This is a genomic window from Mycobacterium sp. THU-M104 (assembly GCF_049197365.1).
Taxonomy (GTDB): Bacteria; Actinomycetota; Actinomycetes; order Mycobacteriales; family Mycobacteriaceae; genus Mycobacterium.
In genome coordinates this window covers 1-11,876 of the sequence record NZ_JBMIOP010000140.1, presented here as the reverse complement: position 1 = coordinate 11,876, position 11,876 = coordinate 1, and the positions used below count along the sequence as shown (strand labels likewise).

The following is an 11,876-nucleotide window of genomic DNA, read 5'->3' as shown; positions in this document are numbered from 1 at the left end:
GTCGTGCGCGTCGTGCGCGTCGTGCGCGTCGTGCGCGTCGTGCGCGTCGAGCGCCCGGGCAATCGTGTGGCTGGGGGGAGACCCGACTGGGTAGGCGTCCACGCCGCTGCGCTGCAGCATCTCCAGCTTGGCGAGTCGCACCCGCACCTGTTCGGGCAGGTGGGCCCAGTATTCGTCGGTCTCCGCGCGTCGCAGGCTGCGGACGTCGGGCGCCGACCCGTCGGGATGCAGCAACCCGGACTCGACCAGCCGGGGCGGCACGGCCGGGTGGTGACCCGTATGCGTCTCGTCGCGCCGGCTGAACGGCAACACCAGGAAACCTTCGGCCATCGCCGAAGCGACCCCGACCCGCGGAATCAGCCGCGCGTCCTCGTAGCAGGCGTAGCGGGGGACCCATTCGGGGTGGTATTTGACGTTCGAGCGATACAGCGTCTCCAGCTGCCACCACCGGGAGAAGAACAGCAGGAAGCCGCGCCACAGCCGGGCAATCGGGCCGGCGCCGAGTTGGGCACCCTGTTCGAACGCCGAACGGAACATCGCGAAATTCAGGGAGACCCGGGTGATGCCGAGTTGTTCGCCGTTGAGGGTCAACTCGCTGACCATGAGCTCGATGGTTCCGTTGGGGGAGTGCGGGGCACGGCGCATCAGGTCCAGCGAGACGCCGGTGGTTCCCCACGGGACCAGGGAGAGCATCGCCACGACGTCGCCGTCGCGGTCGAGCGCCTCGACCAGCAGACAGTCCCCGTCGGCGGGGTCGCCGAGCCGGCCCAGCGCCATCGAGAAGCCGCGCTCGGAGGCGGTGTCGCGCCAAGCGTTGGCGCGTTCGATGGTCTTGGTCATCTCGTCGGCGGGGACGTCGCGATGCCGCCGGATCCGTACCGTGAGTCCCGCCCTGCGGGCCCGCGTCACCGCCTGGCGCACCCCGCGCATGTCCGGCCCGGACAGCCGATAGTCGGCGGTCCGCAAAATGGCCTCATCGCCCAGTTCCAGCGCGTTTAGGCCGGCCTCATGAAAAGCCCGGGCTCCTTCGGAACTGGCGCCCGTGACGCCGGGAGCCCAGCCGTATGCCTTGCAGAGGCTCAACCACGCGTTGATGGCCTGCGACCAGGCCCTCGGGTCACCGATCGGGTCGCCGCTGGCCAGGCAGACCCCCACCTCGACCCGGTAGGTGATGGCGGCGCGGCCGCTGCTCGCGAACACCACCGATTTGTCGCGCCGCGTCGCGAAGTATCCCAGGGAGTCGTCCTTGCCGAACAACTCGACGAGCCCGCGGATGGCGGACTCGTCCTGCCCGGTGAGCGCGTTCTCGGCCCGCTGGGACTGGAAGAGCACGATCGTCGCCGCGATCAGCGCGAGCGCGCCGAACAATCCGAAGATGGCGTTCAGGATCAGGTGTGGCCGGCCGGTGAACAGGTCGGGATCGGCCAAGGCGAAGCCGATCACTCGGTTGACCACGTAGGGGAGCCGGTCTTGGCGCGCCAGTGATCCGGGCCAGAGCTCGACCAGTCCCCAGGACACCAGGATCCCGATCGCGCCGGCGGCGAACAGCACCGCGGCCGCCTTGAACAGGGCGCCCCTGCGGACCTTGGCCCAGAATTCCCGGTACGCCAGAACAAGGACGACGGCCGCCACGACGTGCGCCGCGAACCCCAGGTTTTCGCCGAAGATCTCGGCGGGACTGTTGTCGCCCGCGGCGATCTCGGCGGCGTTGAGCGCCGCGGAGAGGACCATGTTTCCCAGCAGCAGTGCCCAGGCGATGCGCTTGCGGGCACTCAGCGCGGCGGCCAGCAATGCCAACACGAACGACCAGGCGATGCTGGTGTCGGGGAAGTTGAACAGGTAGCTGTTGATGAACTGCCGCGGCACCCTGATCAGCACGCGGACCAGCGGCGACACGCTGGCCACCAGCGAGACCGTCGCGATGACGCCGACGGTCCAACCGGCGGCCGCCGGTACCCAGTGATAACGGGAAGCCGACTGGCTGCCGGAACGCGGCGAAACGACAGTCACAGACCGCGAGGATATTCGTTCAATCCGGGAAAAGCCTCGCGAAGCGCCCGGCACGGCTCATGGAGTTCGGTGACGCTGCGCCTGCGCCCGGCGCGTGCCGCCGACACGCACAAGTGCGGGGAAAAGCTCCGGTGCTGCTAGACTCGGCTGCGCGACCATCCCGGCGAACGCCAGGAACGTTAAGTGGAGTCCCACTCCCACCGCTGGCCGAAAGAATTGACAAGGCTCAGCGGTCCGGTCACAGGCACTGTCGGTGCCTGTTCCGCGGTGACGCGGGCGGCGTGACAGCTCTCGCCGCGATCGGTCGGCATGGGCCCTGCTGAGGCAGGGCTTTTTTGCTGATGGTGTGGTTCTCCCCTTGCGAATCCGGACGGCCCAGGCGCTGGTCGTGACTACCCGACAACGCCCACCCAGGGAGGCCCCATCAGCACTGAGACCCGCGTCAACGAGCGCATCCGCGTACCTGAAGTCCGATTGATCGGCCCAGGGGGAGAACAGGTAGGCATAGTGCGCATCGAAGACGCACTGCGCGTCGCCGCGGACGCCGATCTCGACCTCGTCGAAGTTGCGCCGAACGCCAGACCACCGGTCTGCAAGATCATGGACTACGGCAAGTACAAGTACGAGGCGGCGCAAAAGGCGCGCGAATCCCGCCGGAACCAGCAGCAGACCGTCGTCAAAGAGCAGAAGCTGCGGCCCAAGATCGACGACCACGACTACGAGACCAAAAAGGGCCACGTAGTGCGCTTCCTGGAGGCGGGGTCGAAGGTGAAAGTCACCATCATGTTTCGCGGACGTGAGCAGTCGCGGCCCGAGTTGGGCTATCGGCTGCTCCAGCGGCTGGGTTCGGACGTCGCCGAATTCGGATTCGTCGAAACGTCGGCCAAACAGGACGGCCGCAACATGACAATGGTGCTGGCACCGCACCGGGGCGCGAAAACCCGCGCCAGGGCGCAGTATCCGGAAGGACCGGGGGCCGGGCCGGCCCCGGCTGCCGACGGAAGCGCTGACCCCGCGCCTTCATCCAACTGACCTGACACCTGGACAGGACACCAGCAGAACGGGAGAGACATGCCCAAGGCCAAGACCCACAGCGGTGCGGCAAAGCGGTTTCGGCGCACCGGGACCGGAAAGATCGTCCGCCAGCGCGCCAACCGCAGGCACCTGTTGGAGCACAAGCCGACCAAACGGACTCGGCGGCTGGACGGCCGCACGACCGTTTCAGCCAACGACACCAAGCGTGTCAACTCGATGCTGAACGGCTGACCATCGAACCGGGCCGGTCCGCGACCCGGCGCCGGTACCTGACCAGTTACATCCGAGCGAGAGTAGGAACATCTCATGGCACGCGTAAAGCGCGCGGTCAACGCCCACAAGAAGAGGCGCAGCATCCTGAAGGCCTCAAAAGGCTATCGGGGCCAGCGCTCCCGGCTCTACCGCAAAGCCAAAGAGCAGCAGCTGCATTCACTGAACTATGCCTACCGCGACCGTCGGGCGCGCAAGGGCGAGTTCCGTAAGCTGTGGATCTCGCGGATCAACGCGGCCGCGCGCGCCAACGACATCACCTACAACCGGCTGATCCAGGGACTCAAGGCCGCGGGCGTCGACGTGGACCGCAAGAACCTCTCCGACATCGCGATCACCGACCCCGCGGCGTTCACCACGCTCGTCGGGGTGGCGCGTGCGGCGCTGCCCGAGGACGTCAACCGCCCGTCGGGAGAGGCTGCCTGAATCCGGGCACCTTCGGTGCTGACCGAACGCTCGGCCCGCGTGGTCGCTGCGGTCAAACTTCACCGCCATGTCGGCCGCCGGCGCGCCGGGCGGTTCCTGGCCGAAGGCCCTCACCTGGTCCAGGCCGCCGCGGCCCGGGGACTGGCCCGGGAGGTCTTCGCCACCGAACCGGCCGCCCAACGGCATGCCGCGCTGGTCGACGCGCTGGATTGCCCGGTCCACCTTGTCACCGAGCGGGCCGCGAAGGCGCTCTCGGACACCGTCACCCCGGCGGGGCTGATCGCGGTGTGCGAACTGCCGGAAACGAGGATCGAGGACGTGCTGGCCGCGCGGCCGCGGCTGGTCGCGGTGGCCGTGGAGATCAGTGAGCCGGGCAATGCGGGCACGCTGATCCGCATCGCCGACGCGATGGGGGCGGGAGCAGTGCTTTTCGGCGGCCGCAGCGTCGACCCGTACAACGGCAAATGCCTGCGGGCGTCTGCCGGCAGCGTGTTCTCGGTGCCGGTCGTCGTCGCTCCCGACGCCCACGACGCCCTCGCGGCACTGCGCGGCGCCGGCCTGCAGGTGTTGGCCACCGCGCTGGACGGTGAGACGCGTCTGGACGACGCCGACCGCGTGCTCAGCGCGGCGACGGCATGGCTGTTCGGGCCGGAATCCCAGGGCCTGCCGGCCGAGTTCGCGGCGGCCGCGGACCACCGGGTGTGCATCCCGATGGCGGGCGGCGCCGAAAGCCTCAACGTCGCCGCCGCCGCCGCGATCTGCCTTTACCAGAGCGCACGGGCCTTGGGTCTGCTGGCGCGTTCGTAGAAGGACCCGGGTGGCGGCGCGACCGCGCCAGAGCAGCCGACGCGGTGTGACACCGGCGTGAGCACGACCCTCGCTGCGACGTGTGACACACCTGTAGCGAGTCTCGTTGCCTGCCTCTGCGCGGAGCACCTAACGTAGGACGAGTGGAAGTCGCGCCGCGCGATCCGGAGGCGGGCGCAGCACAGGAGACAGGCGCGGCGGCGGCTGCCGGGCGATCCCGAATTCGGCGATCCGTTGTCCACCGCGGGCGACGGGGGCCCCGCGTCGCGGCGCGAGCCGCCGACCGGTTGCTGCGCGATCGTGGTGGCGCATCGCGCGAGGTCAGCCTGGGCGTGCTGCAGCTGTGGCAGTCGCTGAACGAAGCGGTGTCGCGGCGTCCGGCCAATCCGGAGGTGACCCTGGTCTTCACCGATCTGGTCGGGTTCTCGACCTGGGCGCTCCAGGCCGGTGACGACGCGGCCCTGACGTTGTTACGGCGGGTCGCGCAGGCCATCGAGCCGCCGCTGCTGGATGCCGGCGGCCAGATCGTCAAACGGTTGGGCGACGGGCTGATGGCGGTGTTCGACGACGCGACGGACGCTGTGCGGTCTGCACTGGCAGCCGACGGGGAGCTCCGATCGGTTCAGGTGGCCGGTTACACCCCACGGATGCGGGTGGGCATCCACACCGGACGCCCGCAGCGGATGGCCTCGGACTGGCTCGGTGTCGACGTCAACATCGCCGCCCGCGTCATGGAACGAGCCACCAAAGGCGGAATCATGGTGTCCGGCGCGACGTTAGACTTGGTACCCGGGACTGAGCTCAATGAGTTGGGCGTAGTCGCGAAACGCTCACGTAAATCCATGTTTGCGCCCCCGCCCGCCGAGTTGCCTGCAGACTTGGTGATCTATCGCCTCACCCGGCAAGGAGTTGGCAGTTACCGATGACAGTGACGAAGCCGAATCACAGGCATAGTGGGTGTCGATGATCTACGCCATCCTCTCCCGGCTCGGCCGGATCCGGTTCACCGTCGGCTACGTGGCAGTTCTGCTCGCCGTCAGCTCCGCGCTGATCGTGCTGGGCCCCCAGGCGCGCGCCACCATCATTGCGCACGCCAGCACCAACCTGCACAACCTGGCCCACGGGCACCTGGGCACCCTGCTCGGCAGCGCCCTGGTCGTCGATGCCGGTCCGCTGTATTTCTGGCTGCCCTTTTTGACGTGCACGCTGGTGCTGGCCGAGTTGCACCTGCACACCATCCGGCTTTTCGTGGCGTTCGTCGTCGGTCATATCGGGGCGACGTTACTTGTCGCCGCCGCGCTCGCCGCGGCCGTCGAACTGGGCTGGTTACCGTTGTCGGTCACCCGGGCCAGTGACGTCGGTATGAGCTACGGCGCTCTCGCGGTCCTCGGGGCGATGACCGCGGTGATCCCCCGGCCCTGGCGGATGGCGTGGGTGGGATGGTGGGTGGCCGCGGGCATCGCCTCGGCGATCGTCGGCGGAGATTTCACCGACGCCGGTCACACCGTCGCGGTCGTCCTGGGCGTACTGGTGTCCTCCCGGTTCCGCCAACCGATCTACTGGACCCCGGTGCGGAGCATGATGTTGGTCGCCTCGTCGGGCTTCGGGTTCCTGCTGCTGGCTCATCACTGGGCGACGATGGCGGCGGCGCCGGTCTTCGGCGCCCTGGGTGCCGGGCTGGCCTACACGATCGACCAGATGGTCACGGCGCGCAGGGCGGTGCCGATTCCGGCGCGAGAAGCCCCGCAGCCGGTTGCGTCCCGATAGCCTTTCCGGGCCCCGGCGCTCCGCGCACAACTGGCCGGGCGTCGTCCTCGATCGCCTATGATCGGCACTCGGCCGGTGCCGCGCCCGGGCCGGAACAATCAGGCCCGCCCGGCGACGACGCGGGCAACTGGACATCCGTCAGCAAGGAGAGTGTCGCCGCGTGGGTGAGAAACCCGTCGACCTGTCGCCGGAAGCGTTGACCCAGGCGGTCGTCGCAGCCCGGGAGGCTGTCGCCGGTGCCGGCGACCTCGACGCACTGGCCCGCATCAAGACTGAACACCTCGGAGACCGTTCGCCGTTGGCGCTGGCCCGCCAGGCGCTGGCCGTCATGCCGAAGGAGGAGCGCGCCGACGCCGGGAAGCGCGTCAATGCCGCGCGGGGCGAGGTCCAGCGCAGCTACGACGACCGGCTGGCGGCGCTGCGGACCGAGCGTGACGCGGCCGTGCTGGTCGCCGAAGCCATCGACGTGACCCTGCCGTCGACGCGACAGCCACCCGGCGCCCGGCACCCGATCACGATCCTGGCCGAGCACGTCGCCGACACCTTCATCGCCATGGGCTGGGAGGTCGCGGAGGGCCCGGAGGTCGAAACAGAGCAATTCAACTTCGACGCTCTCAACTTCCCGCCCGATCACCCCGCCCGCAGCGAACAGGACACCTTCTACGTCGCGCCGGAGAACTCCCGGCAGCTGCTGCGCACCCACACCTCACCGGTGCAGGTGCGCACCCTGCTCGAGCACGACTTGCCCGTCTACATGGTGTCGATCGGCCGCACCTTCCGCACCGACGAACTCGACGCCACCCACACTCCCGTCTTCCACCAGGTCGAGGGCTTGGCGGTGGACCGCGACCTGACCATGGCCCACCTGCGCGGAACACTGGACGCCTTCGCGCGCGCCGAGTTCGGAACGTCGGCGCGCACCCGGATCCGGCCGCATTTCTTTCCGTTCACCGAGCCGTCCGCCGAGGTCGACGTGTGGTTCGCCGACAAGAAAGGCGGCGCCGACTGGGTCGAGTGGGGTGGTTGCGGAATGGTGCATCCCAACGTGTTGCGGGCCGCCGGAATCGATCCCGAGGTGTACTCGGGCTTCGCGTTCGGCATGGGTCTGGAACGCACCTTGCAGTTTCGCAACGGCATCCCGGACATGCGCGACATGGTCGAGGGTGACGTCCGGTTCTCGTTGCCGTTCGGGGTCGGTGCCTGATGCGCGTTCCCTACAGCTGGCTGCGCGAGGTGGTGGAGGCAGGCGCCCCGGGCTGGGACGTCACCCCGCACGAGCTCTCGCAGACGCTGGTACGCATCGGCCACGAGGTCGAAGAGGTGGTGGCACTCGGCCCGGTCGACGGCCCGGTGACCGTGGGGCGGGTGACCGCGATCGAGGAGCTCAGCGGCTTCAAAAAGCCGATCCGGGCCTGCCTGGTGGACGTCGGCGAGGAACGAAACCGTGAAATCGTATGCGGCGCAACAAATTTCGCGGTCGGTGACCTCGTCGTGGCGGCGCTGCCCGGCACCACGCTGCCCGGCGGATTCGCCATCGCGGCCCGCAAGACCTACGGCCGCAACTCCGAGGGGATGATCTGCTCGTCTGCCGAACTGGGGCTGGGAACAGACCATTCCGGGATCCTGGTGCTGCCGCCGGGCACGGCCGAACCGGGGGCCGGCGGCGCGGCGGTGCTGGGTCTCGACGACGTGGTGTTCCACCTGGCCATCACGCCCGACCGTGGCTACTGCATGTCGGTGCGCGGCCTGGCCCGCGAGATCGCGTGCGCCTACGACCTGACGTTCGTCGACCCCGCAGACGTCAAGCCGTTGCCGGTGGCGGGGCCGGCATGGCCGCTGACAGTGCAGGCCGGCACCGGCGTCCGGCGGTTCGCGCTGCGCCCGGTCACCGGCATCGATCCTGCGGCTGTGTCGCCGTGGTGGCTGCAGCGGCGGCTGCTGCTGTGCGGCATCCGCGCGACATCCCCGGCGGTGGATGTCACCAACTACGTGATGCTGGAACTGGGCCATCCGATGCACGCCCACGACCGCATGCGCATCACCGGGGGATTGGGCGTGCGCTTCGCCCGGCCCGGCGAAACCGTCGTCACCCTCGACGACGTCGAGCGGCGGCTGGATCCGGCCGACGTCCTGATCGTCGACGACGCGGCGACCGCGGCCATCGGCGGCGTGATGGGCGCGGCGAGCACCGAGGTGCGCGCCGACTCCACCGACGTGCTGCTGGAGGCGGCGGTCTGGGACCCGGCCGCGATCTCGCGGACCCAGCGCCGGCTGCACCTGCCCAGCGAGGCCGCCCGGCGGTACGAGCGCGGGGTGGACCCGGCCATTTCGGTGGCCGCGCTGGATCGCTGCGCGACGCTGCTCACCCACATCGCCGGGGGAGCGGTGTCCGACGCCCTGACCGACTGGCGCGGTGACCCGCCGGCGGGCAACTCGGTCGCTGATTGGGCGGGGCCGCCGATCCGGATCCCCGCGGACCTGCCGGACCGTGTCGCCGGGGTCGCCTATGCCCCGGGCACGACCACCCGGCGGCTGGCCCAGGTCGGGGCCCTTGTCACGGAGGGGGACGGCGCGCTGACCGTGACGCCGCCGAGCTGGCGGCCCGACCTGGTGCAGCCCGCCGACCTCGTTGAGGAGGTGCTGCGCCTGGAGGGGCTCGAGGTCATTCCCTCGGTGCTGCCGTCGGCGCCCGCGGGCCGCGGGCTGACCGCGGCGCAGAAGCGTCGCCGTGCGATCGGCAGGTCTCTGGCGCAGTCCGGCTACGTCGAGATCCTGCCGACGCCGTTTCTGCCGGCCGGTGTCTTCGATCTGTGGGGGCTGGCCGACGACGACCCTCGACGCATGACCACGCACGTGCTCAACCCTCTGGAGGCCGACCGTCCGCACCTGGCGACCACACTGCTGCCCGCACTGCTGGAGGCGTTGGGGCGCAACGTCTCCCGCGGTCTCATCGACACCGCGTTGTTCGCCCTCGCCCAGGTGGTCCAGCCCACCGAACAGACGCGCGCCGTCGAGCCCATCCCCGTGCACCGGCGCCCGAGCGACACCGAGATCGCTCTGCTCGACGCGTCGCTACCGCGTCAACCCCAGCACGTCGCGGCGGTGCTGACGGGCCTGCGGGAAGCGCGGGGCCCGTGGGGGCCGGGCCGACTGGTCGAAGCCGCCGATGCGTTCGAGGCGGTCCGAATCGTGGCACGCGCCGGCGGGTTCGAGGTGACGCTGCGGGCGGCTCAACGCCTGCCGTGGCACCCCGGCCGGTGCGCCGAGGTGCTTGTCGGTGGCGTCGTCGCCGGTCACGCGGGCCAGTTGCACCCCGCCGTGGTCGAGCGGGCGGGCCTGCCCACGGGCACGTGCGCGATGGAGTTGAACCTGGATGGGATTCCCATCGTCGACGCATTCCCGGCGCCGCGGGTCTCACCGTTTCCGGCAGTGTTCCAGGACGTGAGCCTGGTCGTGGCGGCGCATGTTCCGGCGGCGGCGGTCGCCGACGCGGTGCGTGCGGGTGCCGGCGAGCTGCTCGAGGACATCCAGCTCTTCGATGTCTTCACCGGTCCCCAGGTCGGCGAGGCCCGAAAGTCGTTGACGTTCGCGCTGCGCTTCCGGGCGACGGATCGCACGCTGACCGAAGACGACGCCAGTGCTGCCCGCGACGCCGCGGTGCGGTCCGCCGCCGAGGCGGTCGGCGCCCAACTGCGGACTTGAGGACCCTCGATGCTCGTGGCTGATGGCACGCGAATCGGTGTCGCAAAGCCGGAAACACCTCACCCGCGCGGAAGTGCCACTAAGCTCAGGCTTCCTGGGTCTTAGCGCAGTGACCGTCGTACGGCGCGATGGGAGGTGGGCATGTCGTTTTGGGTGGCGCCGGACGCTGTGCAGGCGGCAGCCCAAAATCTGGGGAACATTCACTCGACGCTCGCCGAATCCAGCGCAGCGGTTGCGCCGCCGACCACCGGTGTGGCAGCCGCCGCGCAGGATCAGGTGTCGGCCGCGGTCGCGCAGTATTTCAGCTCGTTCGGCGAGGAATATCAGGTTCTCAGCGCCCAGGCGCAGTCATTTCACGCCGAATTCGTGGACCTGTTGACCACGGGTGCCGCTGCCTACGCCAGCACCGAGATCGCCAACGCCGAACAAGCCCTCGCGAGCCAGGTGACCGCACCCGTGCAAGGGTTGCTGGGTGCGGCTGTTGGCGCGAGCGGTGACGCCGCCTCGGCGGTTGCCTCGACCGTGGGCGCTGCACAGTCGGCTGCCATTCCGATCCTCGGCGGCCTGGGCGCTCTTGGCGGCCTGGGCGCTCTTGGCGGCCTGGGTGGCCTTGGGGGTGCAGCAGTGGGCTCCCTGCTGGGCGGTGTCGGCGGTGGGATGCCGGTGGGTTCGTTGCTGGGCGGTCTCGGGGGTGCGACGGTAGGTTCGCTGGTGGGCGGTGTCGGTGGCGGGACGCCGGTGGCGTCGCTGCTGGGCGGTCTGGGCGGCGGATCGGTGGTGTCGAGCGTCAACGGCATCGTCACAGCGCTGGAGAGCGGCAGCGCTGTCTCGCTGCTCTCCGGCCCGATCGGGACCGGGCTGCAAACCCTGTACCGGGACATCGCCGCGCTACCGGGCACGCTGCAGCCGCTCGGAAGCGGTGTGGCGCCCGGGCTGCTGCATGCCGGGGCAAGCACCGGCGGAACCGTCGGCCCCTACCAGACCCTGCTGGACAACACCATCGGCAACCTGCAGACCCTGGGCGGATCGCTGTCCGGCAACCCGGCGCCCTTCCTGAACCAGATCCTGATCAACGGGACGGGTTACGCGAACACGATCGGCGCGGACTTCCAGTACCTCATCCATAATTTCCCCGCCGTGCTGGCTGCCGTGCCGGCGAACATCCAGGCGGCCTTCCAGGGACTGCTGGCCTTCGACCCGGCACCCTACATCCAGCAGTTCATCCACGACCAGATCACCTACGCCACCATCATCGCCACCTCGCTGCAGAACGCGGGTTACAGCTTCCTTGACGGGCTGCAGGGGTTGCCGGCGGCCTTCCACTCCGCCTACCAGGCCCTCATGACCGGCAACATCGGCGGCGCGTTCGGCGACGTCACGGGCGGATTCCTGAACCTGTTCGCCACCGGTTTGGACACCACCAGCAGGGGCAGTCTCCCCGGGGCGCTTTTCGCCGACGTCACCTTGACCGGCTCCGTGCCAGCGTTGACGCCCATCGCCACCATCCCGGGCATGATGGCGCAGAACTTCACCAACCTGCTGCCGGCCGGCGCCGTCGCGGCGCAGATCTCCCAGCACGCCACCAACGTCCTCGACACGCTCACCGACACGTCCCTGACCGGGGCCGTGACCTTGCGACTGTTGCCGCCTACGTTCTCCCTCGCGGTGCACGCAGGCCTGCCCACGGCGCTGACGCTGGATGCGCTGGGCGCGCCGGTCAACGCGCTCGACGCCGCCTCGTCCGGCGCGTCGCAGTTCGTGGGCCAACTGCAGACCGGCAACCTGGTGGGCGCGATCGGCACGGCCGTCGACGGTCCGGCCGTCGTCGGCAACGCGTTTTTGAACGGGCGGTCGACGCT

Annotated in this window: 9 protein-coding genes and 1 pseudogene; 9 read left to right on the top strand and 1 reads right to left on the bottom strand. The window is 69.6% G+C overall.

Annotated elements, in window-relative coordinates:
- On the bottom strand, positions 1 to 2,010 hold a 2,010-nt coding region (gene lysX / locus ACOJVU_RS11955), incomplete at its 3' end, for a bifunctional lysylphosphatidylglycerol synthetase/lysine--tRNA ligase LysX (protein ID WP_421529968.1).
- A gap of 423 nt (positions 2,011 to 2,433) precedes the next feature.
- On the opposite strand from lysX, the gene infC reads away from it, so the two are divergent.
- From infC to ACOJVU_RS11910, 9 genes and pseudogenes are all read left to right on the top strand, one after another.
- Complete coding sequence (gene infC, locus ACOJVU_RS11950; protein WP_421529969.1) at positions 2,434 to 3,042, top strand: translation initiation factor IF-3; 609 nt, start codon at positions 2,434 to 2,436, stop codon at positions 3,040 to 3,042.
- Positions 3,043 to 3,081: 39 nt separating this feature from the next.
- Positions 3,082 to 3,276 carry a 50S ribosomal protein L35 gene (gene rpmI / locus ACOJVU_RS11945; protein ID WP_407687902.1) on the top strand — a complete coding sequence of 65 codons (195 nt, stop codon included), beginning with the start codon at positions 3,082 to 3,084 and terminating at the stop codon, positions 3,274 to 3,276.
- A gap of 75 nt (positions 3,277 to 3,351) precedes the next feature.
- Positions 3,352 to 3,741 carry a 50S ribosomal protein L20 gene (gene rplT, locus ACOJVU_RS11940; RefSeq protein ID WP_421529967.1) on the top strand — a complete coding sequence of 130 codons (390 nt, stop codon included), beginning with the start codon at positions 3,352 to 3,354 and terminating at the stop codon, positions 3,739 to 3,741.
- Between the two features lie 15 nt (positions 3,742 to 3,756).
- Positions 3,757 to 4,548, top strand: a complete 792-nt coding sequence (locus ACOJVU_RS11935; protein ID WP_421529966.1) for a TrmH family RNA methyltransferase — start codon at positions 3,757 to 3,759, stop codon at positions 4,546 to 4,548.
- Positions 4,549 to 4,734: 186 nt separating this feature from the next.
- Positions 4,735 to 5,502 (top strand): annotated as a pseudogene (locus ACOJVU_RS11930) (adenylate/guanylate cyclase domain-containing protein); the annotation flags it as partial.
- A 9-nt stretch (positions 5,503 to 5,511) separates the two neighbouring features.
- The gene (locus tag ACOJVU_RS11925; protein WP_421529965.1) at positions 5,512 to 6,315 is read left to right on the top strand and encodes a rhomboid-like protein; all 804 of its coding nucleotides are present in this window, start codon (positions 5,512 to 5,514) and stop codon (positions 6,313 to 6,315) included.
- Between the two features lie 160 nt (positions 6,316 to 6,475).
- On the top strand, positions 6,476 to 7,519 hold the full coding sequence (gene pheS, locus ACOJVU_RS11920; RefSeq protein ID WP_421529964.1) for a phenylalanine--tRNA ligase subunit alpha: 1,044 nt from the start codon (positions 6,476 to 6,478) through the stop codon (positions 7,517 to 7,519).
- On the top strand, positions 7,519 to 10,017 hold the full coding sequence (pheT, locus tag ACOJVU_RS11915; RefSeq protein ID WP_421529963.1) for a phenylalanine--tRNA ligase subunit beta: 2,499 nt from the start codon (positions 7,519 to 7,521) through the stop codon (positions 10,015 to 10,017). Before pheS ends, pheT begins: the two co-directional genes overlap by 1 nt.
- 141 nt (positions 10,018 to 10,158) lie before the next feature.
- Positions 10,159 to 11,876, top strand: a 1,718-nt coding sequence (locus tag ACOJVU_RS11910; protein WP_421529962.1) for a PE family protein, incomplete at its 3' end; no start/stop codon positions are given.